The sequence below is a fragment of the Treponema sp. genome (genome assembly GCF_052169735.1).
GTDB lineage: Bacteria > Spirochaetota > Spirochaetia > Treponematales > Treponemataceae > Treponema.
Map to the genome: position 1 here is coordinate 1 of NZ_JBQNBW010000065.1, position 15167 is coordinate 15167.

Annotated in this window: 12 protein-coding genes, 2 tRNA genes and 1 other RNA gene; 12 read left to right on the forward strand and 3 right to left on the reverse strand. The window is 45.0% G+C overall.

What is annotated here, in order from left to right; genetic code table 11:
• Positions 1-152: 152 nt before the first annotated feature.
• From ACTTJ8_RS09830 to ssrA, 6 genes are all read left to right on the forward strand, one after another.
• Positions 153-232, forward strand: a tRNA-Leu gene (locus tag ACTTJ8_RS09830).
• Positions 233-268: 36 nt separating this feature from the next.
• A tRNA-Gly gene (locus ACTTJ8_RS09835) sits at positions 269-340 on the forward strand.
• 200 nt (positions 341-540) lie between these two features.
• Positions 541-1920, forward strand: coding sequence for a trigger factor (gene tig / locus ACTTJ8_RS09840; RefSeq protein WP_442716697.1), 1380 nt, complete (start codon positions 541-543; stop codon positions 1918-1920).
• A complete protein-coding gene (clpP, locus tag ACTTJ8_RS09845; RefSeq protein WP_442716696.1) occupies positions 1913-2518 on the forward strand; it encodes an ATP-dependent Clp endopeptidase proteolytic subunit ClpP in 606 nt (201 codons plus the stop codon). The genes tig and clpP overlap by 8 nt, the downstream gene beginning before the upstream one ends.
• Entirely contained in the window at positions 2511-3749 is a 1239-nt protein-coding gene (gene clpX, locus ACTTJ8_RS09850) for an ATP-dependent Clp protease ATP-binding subunit ClpX (protein ID WP_442716695.1), read from the forward strand. Before clpP ends, clpX begins: the two co-directional genes overlap by 8 nt.
• 242 nt (positions 3750-3991) lie before the next feature.
• Positions 3992-4341: a transfer-messenger RNA gene (ssrA, locus tag ACTTJ8_RS09855) on the forward strand.
• Positions 4342-4351: 10 nt separating this feature from the next.
• Here the strand turns inward: ssrA and thyX are convergent.
• From thyX to lepA, 3 genes are read right to left on the reverse strand one after another with little or no spacing between them, the layout of a single operon-like run.
• A complete protein-coding gene (gene thyX, locus ACTTJ8_RS09860) occupies positions 4352-5188 on the reverse strand; it encodes an FAD-dependent thymidylate synthase (protein ID WP_442721079.1) in 837 nt (278 codons plus the stop codon).
• A gap of 3 nt (positions 5189-5191) precedes the next feature.
• Positions 5192-5662 (reverse strand): flavodoxin domain-containing protein, encoded by a 471-nt coding sequence (locus ACTTJ8_RS09865; protein WP_442721080.1) that lies wholly within the window; start codon positions 5660-5662, stop codon positions 5192-5194.
• Between the two features lie 12 nt (positions 5663-5674).
• Entirely contained in the window at positions 5675-7480 is a 1806-nt protein-coding gene (lepA, locus tag ACTTJ8_RS09870) for a translation elongation factor 4 (RefSeq protein WP_442721081.1), read from the reverse strand.
• 284 nt (positions 7481-7764) lie between these two features.
• Between lepA and ACTTJ8_RS09875 the strand changes: the two genes are divergently transcribed.
• The 6 genes from ACTTJ8_RS09875 (at position 7765) to ACTTJ8_RS09900 (ending at position 14990) form a co-directional block, all read left to right on the forward strand.
• Entirely contained in the window at positions 7765-8838 is a 1074-nt protein-coding gene (locus tag ACTTJ8_RS09875) for a BMP family lipoprotein (RefSeq protein WP_442721082.1), read from the forward strand.
• 274 nt (positions 8839-9112) lie between these two features.
• Positions 9113-10642 (forward strand): YjjI family glycine radical enzyme, encoded by a 1530-nt coding sequence (locus ACTTJ8_RS09880; protein WP_442721083.1) that lies wholly within the window; start codon positions 9113-9115, stop codon positions 10640-10642.
• Positions 10602-11345, forward strand: coding sequence for a radical SAM protein (locus tag ACTTJ8_RS09885; RefSeq protein WP_442721084.1), 744 nt, complete (start codon positions 10602-10604; stop codon positions 11343-11345). Before ACTTJ8_RS09880 ends, ACTTJ8_RS09885 begins: the two co-directional genes overlap by 41 nt.
• Positions 11346-11408: 63 nt before the next feature.
• Entirely contained in the window at positions 11409-12944 is a 1536-nt protein-coding gene (locus ACTTJ8_RS09890; RefSeq protein WP_442721085.1) for an ABC transporter ATP-binding protein, read from the forward strand.
• A complete protein-coding gene (locus ACTTJ8_RS09895) occupies positions 12937-14043 on the forward strand; it encodes an ABC transporter permease (RefSeq protein ID WP_442716687.1) in 1107 nt (368 codons plus the stop codon). Before ACTTJ8_RS09890 ends, ACTTJ8_RS09895 begins: the two co-directional genes overlap by 8 nt.
• Positions 14043-14990 (forward strand): ABC transporter permease, encoded by a 948-nt coding sequence (locus ACTTJ8_RS09900; RefSeq protein WP_442716686.1) that lies wholly within the window; start codon positions 14043-14045, stop codon positions 14988-14990. The genes ACTTJ8_RS09895 and ACTTJ8_RS09900 overlap by 1 nt, the downstream gene beginning before the upstream one ends.
• The last annotated feature ends 177 nt before the right edge of the window (positions 14991-15167 follow it).

Below are 15167 nucleotides of genomic sequence, written 5' to 3' on the forward strand. Positions count from 1 at the left end.
CCATTAGCTCAGCTGGTAGAGCAACAGACTCTTAATCTGTGGGTCGCAGGTTCGAAGCCTGCATGGCTCAGTAAACAAGCGTTAAGTGATTTCGTGTGGAATGCTTGACATTGTTTAAAATCATCGGTATATTGTTTCGACTCACATTGTGAGCGAGAGTGGTGGAATTGGCAGACACGCCAGACTTAGGATCTGGTGCCTCGGCATGAGGGTTCAAGTCCCTCCTCTCGCAGGGTTCCACAACAATGGTTACCGAACAGTTTATTTTGCGGGAATAGCTCAGTGGTAGAGCGCCACCTTGCCAAGGTGGATGTCGCGGGTTCAATCCCCGTTTCCCGCTCTTGCGAAAGCGATTCGGTAAAACCGGATCGCTTTTTTTTTGACCGGATGTACCGGTTAAAAAAATGAAAAGAAATGTACCTCATGCAATAATGGGGTGTTTCTAACCGTAAACCGGTTTTGAAGCTGCCAAGTATCAAGCAGAGGCTGCTTTGAGATATGCTCTCGCAACGAATTTCTTAGCATAAAAAGGATTACCAGATGAATTTTACAAAAGAATTTACACCTGTTGAAAAGTCTCGGATGAAACTTTCTATCACCGTTAAACAAGACGAAGTGCAAAACAGCTATACGCTCTTAACAAAAAAATATGCAAAGCAAGTGCAAATACCGGGATTCCGTAAAGGAAAGGTGCCTGTTGCAATTCTGGAGCAGAAATTCGGCGAAACCCTGCGGGCGGAAGCATTTGATGAAGTAATCCAAAAAGTGCTGGAGGAAGTGTTTGAATCTGCGGATAAATATACCCGTCCTTTGCCGTATTCACAGCCTACGCTTGATGGTACTCCTGACTTCAAGCTCGATTCCGATATGGAATTCACGCTTGTCTATGATGTTTTGCCGAAGGTTGAGCTTGCAAAAGTAGAAGGTTTTACCGTAACTGTTCCGGAAGTCTCCGTTACCGATGCCGATATCCTGAAAGAATTGGAAGCTATCCAAGAGCGGAATGCGCTGGTCATTGATTGTGATGAAGCCGCTGCTGCCGAAAAAGGTAATATTGTAACCGTTAATTACATTGAACTTGATGATGCAGATGCAGAGCTTGCCGATACAAAACGGGAAGGTTTTGTGTTTACTATTGGGCAATATCAGTCCATCTACGATATCGATGATGATATAATCGGTATGAAGAAAAACGATGAAAAAGTCATTGTAAAAACCTACCCTGCCGATTATAAAAATGCTGACTTTGCCGGAAAAACGCTTAAGATCAAGGTAACCCTTACTGCATTGAAGCGAAAAGATCTGCCGGCGATTGATGATGATCTTGCACAGGATGTCAGTGAAAAATATAAAACGCTTGCAGACTTAAAAGAATCTCTTACAAAAAACTTAACCAATCAGGTAGCGGATGTAGTGGAACAGCGCAAGATCAATGGTCTTTTAACGCAAATGGCAGAAGCTAATCCGATTGAACTGCCGGAATCGATGATAAAAGCTGAACTGGAATCCCGCTGGATGATGTTGGCGCAGCAGCTCGGAATGTCGCCGGAGGATTTAGATAAATTAACCGGAGGTTCCGGTAGCAAACTTTCAAAAGACGGAGTGACAACAGAATGGCGCCCGGAAGCGGAAACGCGGCTGAAAACCCGTCTGATTGTTGAAACACTGTTGGAAGAACGCGCTATCACTGCTTCTCCTGAAGACGTTGAAGCCGAATATGCCTCTATAGCGGAACGTACCGGCACAGCTGTTGAGGAAGTGAAAAAATATTACGATACTAATCTACGGAATAAAGAATATCTTATTGATTCTCTTAAAGAGAAAAAATTGTATGCACAGTTGTTTGAAAAATCTACCATAAAGACGGGAGAAAAACTGACGGCAGGTCAACTGCTTGAAGAGGGTGCTGCTAATGTCTGAACAGATGCATAGTCTTGTCCCGTATGTTATTGAACAGACGGGCAATGGAGAACGTAGCTACGATATTTTTTCACGTCTGCTCAAAGACCGTATTATTTTTGTAGATGGCGAAATAACCGATGCAACTGCTGATCTGGTGGTTGCTCAGCTGCTCTTTCTGGAATCTCAGAATCCTGATAAAGACATCAGCCTCTATATCAATAGTCCGGGAGGTTCTGTAACGGCAGGTCTTGCTATTTACGATACTATGCAGCACATCCACCCCCAAGTACAGACCATTTGCCTTGGGCAGGCAGCAAGTATGGCTGCTGTCTTATTGGCAGGAGGCTCTAAGGGGAAGCGCTTTGCGCTGCCGTCTTCCCGTGTGATGATCCATCAGCCTTGGGGCGGCGCACAGGGACAGGCAAGTGATATTTCTATACAAGCAAAAGAGATACTCCGCCTGAAAAAACTGATTATTCGGTATTGTGCCGCGCATACGGGCAAAACTGAGGAGGCTATTGCCGAAGATATGGAACGGGATTTCTTTATGTCGGCAGAAGAAGCCTGCTTATATGGAATTGTCGATATGGTCATGGATAGGAGAAAAAATGCCTAAAAAAAACGATTCTTTAGTCTGCTCTTTTTGCGGAAGACGCGAGGATCAAGGCCGGAGAATTGTTCCGGGGCCCGGAGTTGCGATTTGTAATCATTGTATTCAGCTGTGCAAGGATTATTTGAGTGCATATAAGATGCATGTTTCGGAGAAACTTTCCGGCGATATTCCAACACCGGCAGAGCTGAAAGCGTATTTGGATGAGTATGTAATCGGGCAAGAGAAAGCAAAGCGTGTGTTATCCGTTGCTGTTTATAACCACTATAAACGGATTATGCACCCTCCGGTTAATGCTGATTCTGTAATAATCGAAAAATCCAACGTTCTGCTGATCGGACCTACCGGTTCCGGTAAAACATTGCTTGCGCGTACTCTTGCGCAGAAAATGAAAGTGCCGTTTGCCATTGCCGATGCTACAACCTTAACAGAAGCCGGATATGTCGGTGAAGACGTTGAAAATATTTTGTTAAAGCTGATTCAAAGTGCGGATGGCGATATAGCCAGGGCTGAGCAAGGAATTATTTTTATTGACGAAATAGATAAAATTGCACGGAAAAGTGAAAATGTGTCCATTACCCGTGATGTTTCCGGTGAAGGGGTTCAGCAAGCCTTATTAAAAATTATAGAGGGCACTGTTGCCTCGGTTCCGCCTCAAGGAGGTCGCAAACACCCCAATCAAGATATGCTTAAAATTGATACCTCCAATATCTTGTTTATCTGCGGCGGTGCCTTTGTCGGACTTGATACGATTATCCAGACACGGGTTGCAGAAAACCCCATGGGATTTGGGGCTGATGTGCGGTCTTCAAAAGAGAAGGGCTTACAGGAGTTGTACGAAAAACTCATTCCTGATGATTTAGTTAAGTTCGGTATTATTCCCGAATTGATCGGACGTTTACCCATCAGTGTTTCTCTTAATGAGCTAAGGCTTGAGGACTTACGCCGTATCTTGGTGGAGCCGAAAAATGCTATCGTCAAGCAATTTCAAGAGTCGTTTAAGCTCGATAATGTGAAGCTTTCTTTTGATGATGACGCGCTGGATGCTATTTCCCAGCAAGCGCTGGATCAAAATACCGGCGCTCGCGGACTTCGTTCTATAGTAGAAAAACTGATGCTTGATGCAATGTTTGAGGCTCCTTCTCTCAAGGGAGAAAAGGCATTGCATATTACAAAAAACGTGATAAGCGAAACTGAAAAGCCTGAACTCAAGCTTATTTCGGAAAAAACCGCTTAACCAAACTGCTTTTTGCGCGGAATTTATATAACGTTCCGCGCAGTTTTTTTAGTTGAACAGTTCGCACGATGGCATTTTATAGAAAAACTGCTGTTGTAATGCTTGCTTTTGTAATCTCTATTGTAATGTATACTGGGTATTTTTTGCTGTTTTGACTTTTGCAGCATCTTTATCTTTGTAGTATTATGCAGGGATTCTTGACATTTTTTCTAAAAGTATGTATCGTTTAAAAGATAAAGCCTGGGGATGTTCCGGTTTCGACTAGGAAGCTAGAGGCTTGAGTTGCAGGTGGAGAGCTGCGCTCCTAAAAAGCGGCAAAACTTATAACTGCCAACAACGACAGTTCCGACTACGCATTAGCTGCGTAATCGCGGAACCTACCAAGTGTTGCTTCCGAGCGCGGTAGAGTTCCGACGCCATTCGGAGCTTACTTTTTACCGGGTGCGGACGGTAGAAAGGACACTTTCCGCAATACGGATTCGACGCTTTCGGTGCTGCTACCGGATCCCGACAAACACCTCGCACTGATAAACCTGTAGATGCTCCTGTTTCTCTTTTTAGGACGGGGGTTCAATTCCCCCCATCTCCAACGTTTTTCATTCTTACAGTTGTGTACCTGAGCGTATCTTTTCTTCAAAGCGCTCAAGTTCCTTTCCTTTTAATCCGCTTTCCTTTCCGTTTAATACATTCCGTAGCGCAGTTAGTTCTGCTCCTGACAGATGAACACCGGTAAGGACATGCTTTTCAAAGGATTGTGTTGCAACCGGTGCAACATTCCGGCATATTTCAAGCAAAACAAAGGCATAATCTCGTATTTCTTTCTGTGCATGACTATCGCAGCGCAGCTTCAAAAAATGGAAAAGATTATGTAAATCAATTTGCCAATACAATTCAGTGTAACTAGCAAGCGGTAAATTGATCCGGGCAAGTTCACGGGCAAGCTGGGTATCAATTAAGCGGCGGTATGAATCGTAAGCAGCGGTTTGCTGAGCTTGCAAACGTGCACGGATATCAGCAGATAATTCAGAGGGGGCAGGTTCACTCATGCGCCCTTGACGGTTGTCAGTACTTTGAAGGGCAATATCTTCTAAAGCAGGGACATAACACTCATCCGGCATAATTGAATACCGTCCAGAAATTTCATTGAGCCGAGCAGTCCTGTGGCGCACCCATTGACGGGCAACAAAAATCGGCATTTTAACATGAAAAGTCAACACAACCTGTTCAAACGGAGAGGTATGCTGGTGCCGTAAGAGATAATCGATAAGCGCTGCATCTTCGCGGACACTTTTTGTTCCGGCGCCATAGGAAACACGTGCAGCCTGTACAATCCGGTCATCGCCGCCGAGATAATCCACAAGGCGGACAAAACCTTTATCTAATACCGGATATTCTTTATCCAGTATATCCTCCGCAGAGGAAACAATACAATGAGCCATGTCCTATGTATCGGCATGTTCTATGGTGTTCAAAAGCTGTCGAATGAAAGCTGTTCCATTCGCAATGTCGCAGGTATCGGGATGTCCCTTTGCAAAACCGCCGAAGAGCTTGAATGGACCAAAGGTATCAAAGCCCTTGCATTCAAATTCTCCCAAAACAGTAAAACCTTGATCACGCAGATAGTTGGAAAACTTCAGAGCATAACGTCCTTTTCCAATCCCGCTTGTACACACAACAAAACTATTTTTAGGAAATTCGCAGCGGCGGTTTTTCAAAAACTTAAAAATCGATTTATGGAACTTACCCACATATATCCCCGATGCAAAACCAACACAGGAATATTGCGAAAGATTAATAGTCTCTGTACATGCTATGTTAAAAAGATCAATCGGCTGCCCGCGGCATACTTCTTTTAGCAGCTTTTCTGTGTTGCCATGATGCTCCGACACATAAATGATCGCTGTTTTATGCATTATACTCTCCTTTTATTCGCTCTTGGTTTTAAGTACCGAAAGGAAGGCTGACTGCGGTAACTCGACATCGCCAACCATCTTCATGCGCTTTTTCCCCTCTTTCTGCTTTTCAAGGAGCTTGCGCTTGCGGGTGATGTCGCCGCCATAGCACTTTGCCAACACGTCTTTGCGCACCGGATTAACCGTTTCCCGTGCAATAACTTGGCTGCCGATTGCCCCCTGGATAGCGATTTTGAACTGCTGGCGTGTAATTTCTTCCTTTAACTGCTCACACACGTGGCGCGCCTTGTTGTAGGCGTTCGGCTTATACGAAAGCTGCGCAAGGGCATCCACCGGCTTGCCGTTCAGCAGAATATCAATTTTGACCAACTCCGTCGGACGCATTTCGATCACTTCGTATTCAAAAGAAGCATAGCCGCGGCTGATACTTTTGAGCCGGTCGTAAAACTCAAACAGAACCTCCGCAAGCGGCATTTCGTAGGTAACCTCCACCCGCTTTTGGTCGAGGTAGTTCATATTGGTTTGCACGCCCCGCTTTTCAATGCAGAGGGAGATGATGTTTCCGAGGTATTCCGTCGGAGTGATGATATTCGCTTTGATATACGGCTCATCCGCAGAAGCGATCTTGCCCTCGTCGGGGTATTCTGCAGGGTTGTCGCAGATCATAGTTTCTCCGCTCCGCAGATGGAGGCGGTACTGCACGGACGGCGCCGTAAAGATAACCGCTTGATCGAATTCCCGTTCAAGCCGTTCCTGTACAATTTCCAGATGGAGCAGTCCCAAAAAGCCGCAGCGGAACCCGTGTCCAAGCGCCACCGAAGAATCTTTTTCGTAGGTGAGGCTTGCGTCATTCAGCTTGAGCTTGTCAAAGGCATCTCGCAGCTGTTCGTAGTCGTTGGTATCTACGGGATACACGGAGGAAAACACTACGGGTTTAACCGCTTTGAATCCAGCTCGGGGGTCTGCACAAGGACGGGCTGCATCGGTGAGGGTATCGCCGACTTGCACATCAGACACGGTTTTAATACCGGCAATAATGTAGCCGACCTCTCCGGCACGGAGGGAATCCCGCTGCACAAGGTCGAGAATAAAAACGCCGGTTTCTTCTACACGGTATTCCGCATTGCTGTGCATAAAGCGGATGGTCATACCGGGCTTTATTGTCCCTTCAAACACTCGCAGGTGGATGATAACCCCGCGGTATGCATCGTAGTGGCAGTCAAAGATGAGCGCCTGCAAGGGGGCTTCTGCGGAACCTGTCGGCGGCGGAAAGTGCTTTACGATGGCTTCAAACAGTGCATCAATATTTTTGCCGGTCTTTGCCGAAACCGCAACGGCAATATCGGAATCAAGCCCTAAATCGTGATCAATTTGAGCAGACACTGCCGGAATGTCCGCTGCCGGTAAGTCGATCTTATTGATCACCGGCAAAATTTCGAGGTTATGCTCAAGCGCAAGGTACATGTTGGAAAGCGTCTGGGATTCCACCCCCTGTGTTGCATCTACAATTAAAATAGCCCCCTCGCAGGAAGCAATGGCGCGGGAGACCTCATAGGTAAAATCAACGTGTCCCGGCGTATCGACAAAGTTTAAAAGATAATCCTGCCCGTCGGCAGCGTGGTAGGGAATAGTAACAGCTTGGCTTTTGATGGTAATGCCGCGTTCCCGCTCAATATCCATGTTATCGGTCATCTGCGCCCGATAATAGCGTTCGTCGATAACCTTGGTTTTTTCAATAAGACGGTCGGCAAGCGTTGACTTCCCGTGATCGATATGGGCAACAATACAAAAATTGCGGATATGGTCGATTGAATACATAGGTTCTCTATACTATTGGAAATACGGGCGGCTGTCCAGAGAGGCTGAAAAACTCACACTGAATATCTAATCTGAATGATAAGTTGTAAAATAAAACGCCCACAAAAAACCGTTATACTGTGAAATGAGAATATCAAGGATAACGTAATTAATTTTGTGGCTTGTAAAAAGAGGCTTCATACGGTATGCTGTCCGTAGGTGGTTACAAAATGCAGGGTACGTTTTTTTATGTTACTCGGAATTTTGTTTTTATGCCAAAATTTTTTTAGTAAGGTGGATTCACTATGCGGAAAGTATGTTGGATGCTTGCGCTCATGCTTGCAGCAGGGATAGTTGCCCTATCAAGCTGCGAAGCAAAAAAAGCGCCGGCAAAGACGGAGACCTCAACTGTAGAAAAACCGGCAAAGGCATTCGTTGTCGGTTTGGTAACCGATGTCGGCGGTATTGACGACAAGTCGTTCAATCAAAGTGCATGGGAAGGTATACAGCGCTTTAAAAAAGACTTTAATGCCGAAATAAAATATTTGCAGTCTGAAACTGATGCAAATTATATTCCTAATCTTTCAACATTTGCAGATGAAGAATTGGAGATTATTGTTGCACCCGGTTTCCTTTTTGAACAGCCGCTTACCGAAGTTGCCGGTAAGTTTCCTAATCAGAAATTTCTGCTTATCGACAGCGTTGTTAGCGATAGAAGTAATGTAGCAAGCGCCGTATTTGCTGCTAACGAAGGTTCCTTCCTCGTAGGCGTTGCAGCAGCACTGAAAACAAAGGAAATGCAGAAAAATGCTGTTGGTTACATCGTAGGGATGGACTTTAGCATTATGCGTGAGTTTGAAGCAGGCTTTGAAGCAGGGGTAAAGGCTGTCGATCCTGACATGAAAATGTATGTTGAAATCGCAAATTCTTTCTCCGATGCACAAAAAGGTCAGACGCTTGCTGCTAAGTTGTATGATCTCGGTGTCGGTGTTATCTATCATGCCGCGGGAGCAACCGGAAACGGTGCAATCAAGGAAGCAAAAGACCGCCGCTCAAACGGACAAGACGTATGGGTTATCGGTGTTGATAAGGATCAGTACGAAGATGGTATCTACGACGGTACTCATTCTGCAATCCTTACTTCCATGCTGAAGCGGGTTGACACTGCCGCTTATGATGTGTCAAAGATGGTATACGAAAACAAATTCCCGGGCGGACAGACTATCACATTTGATCTTGCCAATAAGGGTGTCGGAATCCCTGAAAAGAATCCGAACCTTGACGATGCAACAGTCGCAAAAATCCGCGAGTTTGAACAGAAGATCATCGCAAAAGAGATTGTTGTTCCTACTGCTCCGAGCCGTGCAGCAACGAATTAAATCTGTTAAAAACGATTGATCTAAAAACGCCGGAGTAGTGCGATTCAAGCAAGGCATTCCTGTGAAACCTTCTGGTGTACGGGTATGCTATCACAGCAAATTCTCCGGCACTTTTTAAACACGAGTGAACCTCTAAAAAGCTACCGAGTTTTAGAGGTTTCTCAGAGTACTTCTCTAAGGTTTATCTTTCAGAAGTACTCTTATTCAAAAATACCTTAAGCAACGCTGATAAGGCTCGGCTGCTGTTTATCAACGCTTTTTAGGAGGCTCTTTTATGATGTCCCATACGGAAGACCTAATACCGATTGCTGAAAGCGCAACACTTACTTATCAGCAAAAGCTTTTCTCCCTTGCAAATTGTGCAGAACGGTTAATCGATCCTCGATCATTGCTCGGCTACACTGATGAGGATATGCAGTATCTTGAAAACGGAATGATATGCGATTTAAACGAAGGGTATCTTATATATCGCCCCCGCTACATTGTTCCCGATTATCAGGTATTTATAAAAAACGGATGCGCGTTTTTGGAGCTTCCGCCTCCACGTACTTTGGATGATGCACTGGACGGTTTATTGATTTTATATAAAAATGTTCCGTCTATTACTTCTTTTCCCGTTTATATCGGTAATTTAGATGAGCTGATTGATCCTTTTCTCTCAGGTATAAGCGATGATGAAGCATATATAAAAATAAAACGCTTTTTAAATCACATTGATAAAACGATACCGGACTCTTTTTGCCATGCAGACATAGGGCCGCGGGAAACACGTGCGGGTACACTCATTCTTAAAGCAATCATAGAGCTGCAAAACACAACGCCGAATATGACTATCCACTATGATGAAGCGGTTACTCCGCATGATTTTGCTTTAAAAGCGGTTGAAGCTTGTTTAAAGGTTTCAAAGCCCTCTTTTTCCAATGTCGTGCAGTATCAAAAGGATGTCGGCGATCACGCACTCGTAAGCTGTTACAATGCTTTACCGATGGCAGGAGGTGCATACAGCTTACCGCGCCTCAGACTCGGTACAATGGCTGCGCATGCACAGAATTTTAACTCATTTTTGACGGAGCTGCTGCCGGAGGTAACAGCATCCATTTTGCGCATGAGTGATAAACGTATTACCTATCTTGTTGAGAAATCTCACTTTTTTGAATCTTCTTTTTTGATAAAAGAAGGATTTCTCCGCCGTGAGAACTTTACCTCGATGATTGGGGTTGTCGGTTTAGCTGATGCGGTAAATACCTTTCTTCAACAGGAAAACTGTAATGAAACCTTCGGTCAATCAAAACGCGGCGATGAAATAGGTCATGCAATTATGCAAAAGCTCGATTCACTGGTCAGCGCTCATCACGGTGTGTACGTTGAGCGTACCGGCGGACATTACCTTTTGCATGCGCAGGTAGGTGCCAGTCTTTCAGATGAGGATAAACGCAATACCCCTGCACACCGGATAAAAGTTGGACAGGAACCGATTTTGCCGCTTCATCTTACGCAAGCAGCAGCTTTTCACCGCTATTTCCCGTCAGGTACGGGGGATTTATTCGCTTTTGATCAAACAAGTCTTGATCATCTCGATGCCGTACTCGATATTATTAAGGGAGCGTTCCATCAGGGAATGCGGTATATCACCACCTATTTACAAAATACCGATCTTATTCGGGTGACCGGTTATTTAGTCAAAAAATCCGAAATTGAAAAGGCATCGAACGGGAATGCGGTTCTGCATGATACCACGTGGTTCGGCAAAGGAACACAGGAAAATGCAGACGTATTCAACAGACAGACTCGTGATGCTCAGTGATGCGCTGCCGGTACATAAGTTGCTTCCCTTTGCAAATGTGGATGGCATAGGCAATCGAACATCTATTTTTGTACAAGGGTGTGATATCCGCTGCCGGTACTGCCATAATCCTGAAACAATTATGCCGTACACGCACAGCCAACTCAGAAGTATTACTTCCATTCTCGAAGAAATAGAGCAGTACCGTCCATATATACGGGGGGTTACTGTCTCCGGCGGGGAAGCGACCCTCTATCCGCAGGCGCTCATTCGCCTTTTTTCAGCGCTGCATACAATGAATCTTACCTGTTATATTGATACAAACGGCTTCTTCAATCTTGAACGGACAAAGGAACTCATCGAGCATACCGATAAGTTTTTATTTGATGTAAAATCACTCACTATGCAAAATTCGTTATGTGCAACAGACCGGAAGAATAATATGGAAAATCTGGACTATTTACTCAAGCTCAATAAAGTGGAAGAAGTGCGGACGGTGTTTCTCAAGGATATTATGGACGCTGAGGCGGTTGTTGCCGCAGTTTCTCAAAGGATTGCTCTGCATACCGATGTCCAGTATAAGATGATACGGTGTCATCTGCGCGGTATCAGTAGCGAATACATCCCATCACTAAAGGGGCATATTCCCTCAAAGGCTGATATGCAAAACTATAAGCAGCAAGCAGAAGCATTGGGCGTTAAAAATATTATTTTGATATACTAGGAGGAGCCTCTCAAAACGCAGGTATAGATTTTGGAGGTTCTCGTGAGATGGTAGGAGAAAAGAATGGATACGATTGTAGAAATGAAGCATATTACCAAACGTTTCCCCGGTATTATTGCAAATAACGATGTGTCCTTTTCGTTGCGAAAGGGAGAAATTCATGCATTATTGGGGGAAAACGGTGCAGGGAAATCGACGTTAATGAGTATCCTTTTCGGTATGTATCAAGCCGATGAGGGTGAAATTTATATCAGGGGCAAGCCGGTACATATAGCGAATCCCTATACGGCAACCAAGCTCGGCATCGGTATGGTACACCAGCATTTCAAATTGGTGCACAATTTGACGGTAACGGAAAATATTATTTTAGGGATGGAGCCGCGCAAAAGTTTCGGCAGAATTGATATGGCTTCTGCTCAAAAGAATATAGAAGCACTGAGTACCCGGTACGGTCTAGCCGTTGATCCTTCGGCCAAAATTGAGGATATAACCGTTGGAATGCAGCAGCGTGTAGAAATTCTCAAGATGCTCTATCGTAATGCTGATATTTTGATCTTTGATGAGCCGACAGCAGTTTTAACACCGCAAGAAATATCTGAGCTTATGCACATTATGCGGCGGCTTATTGAGGAAGGTAAATCCATTATTCTCATTACCCATAAGCTTAAAGAAATAAAGATGGCAGCTGACCGCTGTACGATTTTACGGAGAGGTGCGGTGATCGGTACGGTACAGGTTGCCGATACTTCCGAAGAACAAATGGCAGAAATGATGGTCGGCAGAACGGTTAGCTTTAAAGTACCGAAAAAGCCAAGCGAACCTACCGACATAATATTAAAAATCAGAAATCTCTGTGTTAAAAATAATAAACAGTTATTAGCGATCAAAAATTTGAATTTGGATGTAAAACGCGGAGAAATTTTCTGTGTTGCCGGTATTGACGGAAATGGGCAATCGGAGTTGATCGAAGCGTTAACCGGTTTACGCAAGATAGAAAGCGGTACCATCGAGCTGAATGGTAAACAGATTCAAAGCGCACCAATACGGGAACGGACTTTGACCGGATTGGGACATATCCCGGAAGATCGGCACAAATACGGTTTAGTCTTGGATTTTAATATGGCGGAAAATATGATTTTGCAAACATATTTTAACGAGCCTCTTTCAAAACGCGGAATTTTAAATGCGGAGGCAATCCACCGGCATTCACAGGAGCTGATGGAGCAGTTTGATGTACGTTCCAGCTTAGGCGCTTTGAGCATAGGAAGAAGCCTTTCCGGCGGTAATCAGCAAAAAGCCATCATTGCCCGCGAAATACACCGGTCGCCGCAGTTGCTGATCGCTGCACAGCCTACACGGGGACTTGATATCGGTGCCATCGAATATATTCACCGCTGTCTTGTGGCAGAGCGAGATAAGGGACACGCTATTCTGCTTTTCTCGCTTGAGATGGAGGAGGTTCTTAACCTTGCCGACACGATTGCCGTTATCTACGAAGGAGAAATTGCCGGGATCGTCGGCGCTGATACAACGAACGAAAATGAATTGGGACTGATGATGTCCGGTTCTCAAAAAGGAGTGGTACCTGACTATGAATAAGCTGCGGACGTTTTTTTCAAATGAAAAATACTATACTTTTTTTATCCCCTGTTTTGCCGTCATCATGGGCTTTTTAGTCGGCGTTATCGTGATGCTCATTACCGGCTTAAATCCCAAGTATATCTTTACGGCATTGCTGCGGGCAGTACTCGGCATTAACACCGCGGCGATCGGTACGGGAAAAACAGTATTTAATCCCCGTTATATTGGAGAGTTTTTTGTAACGGTTATGCCGCTTGTCCTTACCGGTCTTTCCGCTGCTTTTGCCTTTAGAACGGGATTGTTCAATATCGGCGGTGAAGGGCAGCTGCTGGTAGGAAGTCTTTGTGCAATAACCACAGCCATTCTTGGAAGAGGCTTGCCGTCATTTATTTTGCTGCCGATGGTTGTGCTTGCAGGAGCGCTGGCAGGAGGTATCTGGGGCTTTATTCCCGGTATGCTAAAGGCTCGGTTTAATGTGCACGAGGTGGTGGGAACCATTATGCTGAACTATACGGGGCTGTATCTTTCAAACTATGTCTTAAAAACCTTACCCGGTAGTGACCTTGTCCGTACAGCAGCAATACCGGAACAAGCGTCTCTGCAAAGCCCCTTGCTTTCGTCACTGACGAACGGTTCGCGCCTTCATTGGGGCTTTCTTATTGTATTTGCCGCTTTGTTCAGTTTCTGGTTTATTATCAATAAAACAACCTTCGGCTATGAGTTGCGGGCTGTGGGATATAATCCTTTTGCCTCAAAATATGCAGGGATAAAGGTGCAGCGCAATGCAGCGCTCTCTATGGGAATTGCCGGTATGTATTCAGGACTTGCAGGAGTCTTAATTGCAGTGGGAACCTTTTCTTACGGGCGTGTTTTACCCGGATTTGAAAACTACGGCTTTGACGGTCTTGTTGTTGCCTTGGTTGGAGGTAATACAGCTCCCGGTTCTCTGTTTGCCGGTTTACTGCTTGGCTCTCTCCATGCGGCGCAGCCTTTGATGCAGTCAAATGGTATACCGCGCGATATTTCCATCATCATTGTATCTGCAATTATTATCTTTGTGGCAATGCAGAACGGCATAAAATTCTTTTTGAATCATCTGTCAAGGAGTGCTCAATAATGGAAACCTTTTATTCAATGATTGTATTGACTTTGATTTTTTCGACTCCTATTTTGATTACTGCTATTGGCGGCTTATTTTCGGAACGGAGCGGCGTTGTCAATATTGCGCTGGAAGGATTGATGATGTTCGGGGCGTTTTTTGCTGCAACGGTTACCGTACTCCTTGAACCTTACACTGCTGCTGCTCCGTGGATCGGTTTGTTGGCAGGAGCGCTTGCTGGCGGCATTGTATCCTTACTCCATGCCTATTTAAGCATCAACCTGAAAAGTGATCAAGTTATCTCCGGTACGGCAATCAATATGTTTGCGCTGGGTATGACCATTTACCTTTCTCAAATTATTTTTCATCAGCAGCGGACGCGGGCGTACACACGAGGTTTTATCAAAACAACATACAGCGGTTTAAGTAAAATACCCGTACTGGGACCTATTTTCTTTACCAATATTTACCCGACGGTCTATATTGCGTTTCTCCTTGTTATTGTTTCATGGTATGTGCTGTATAAAACCCCGTTCGGACTACGCCTCCGTGCTACCGGTGATAATCCCCATGCAGTTGATAGTGTCGGGATTAGCGTCTATGTACAACGGTACACAGGTGTGGTTTTATCAGGACTGCTCGGCGGCTTGGGCGGTGCAGTGATGGTGCTGACACAGGATATTCAGTACACTGTATTGAGTATTCACGGAACCGGTTTTATCGCGCTTGCAGCCCTTATCTTTGGGAAATGGACACCCTTCGGCGTACTCGGCGCAAGCCTTTTCTTTGGTTCTTCACAAATTCTAAAAGTGTATTCTACCAATCTGTCTTTTTTACGCTATCTACCGGCGGAGTTCTTTGATATGCTGCCGTACCTTTTAACGGTTACCGCTCTGGTATTCTTTAGCGGAAAAAGCAGCGGCCCAAAAGCAGCGGGAGTACCCTACGACAAAGGATCGCGGTAAAGAGGCGCTAGACTCTCTGGACAAATAAACTTTTCATATTGCCCCGCACCTAAAACGGCAGCGGATCTCGCTCAGACTACTTTGTTTGCAGTGATTGTGCTTACGTTCGGCAAATGCTGCCCTTATTCGTGCGGAGACCTGCTATAAAAAGTCAATAAGTTAAAGCAGAGAATGTAT

Excerpts from the sequence above, each read along its gene's own strand:
- tig (WP_442716697.1), top strand. The coding sequence starts at position 541 with ATGAATTTTACAAAAGAATTTACACCTGTTGAAAAGTCTCGGATGAAA.
- clpP (WP_442716696.1), top strand. The coding sequence starts at position 1,913 with ATGTCTGAACAGATGCATAGTCTTGTCCCGTATGTTATTGAACAGACG.
- clpX (WP_442716695.1), top strand. The coding sequence starts at position 2,511 with ATGCCTAAAAAAAACGATTCTTTAGTCTGCTCTTTTTGCGGAAGACGC.
- thyX (WP_442721079.1), bottom strand. The coding sequence starts at position 5,188 with ATGGCTCATTGTATTGTTTCCTCTGCGGAGGATATACTGGATAAAGAA.
- ACTTJ8_RS09865 (WP_442721080.1), bottom strand. The coding sequence starts at position 5,662 with ATGCATAAAACAGCGATCATTTATGTGTCGGAGCATCATGGCAACACA.
- lepA (WP_442721081.1), bottom strand. The coding sequence starts at position 7,480 with ATGTATTCAATCGACCATATCCGCAATTTTTGTATTGTTGCCCATATC.
- ACTTJ8_RS09875 (WP_442721082.1), top strand. The coding sequence starts at position 7,765 with ATGCGGAAAGTATGTTGGATGCTTGCGCTCATGCTTGCAGCAGGGATA.
- ACTTJ8_RS09880 (WP_442721083.1), top strand. The coding sequence starts at position 9,113 with ATGATGTCCCATACGGAAGACCTAATACCGATTGCTGAAAGCGCAACA.
- ACTTJ8_RS09885 (WP_442721084.1), top strand. The coding sequence starts at position 10,602 with ATGCAGACGTATTCAACAGACAGACTCGTGATGCTCAGTGATGCGCTG.
- ACTTJ8_RS09890 (WP_442721085.1), top strand. The coding sequence starts at position 11,409 with ATGGATACGATTGTAGAAATGAAGCATATTACCAAACGTTTCCCCGGT.
- ACTTJ8_RS09895 (WP_442716687.1), top strand. The coding sequence starts at position 12,937 with ATGAATAAGCTGCGGACGTTTTTTTCAAATGAAAAATACTATACTTTT.
- ACTTJ8_RS09900 (WP_442716686.1), top strand. The coding sequence starts at position 14,043 with ATGGAAACCTTTTATTCAATGATTGTATTGACTTTGATTTTTTCGACT.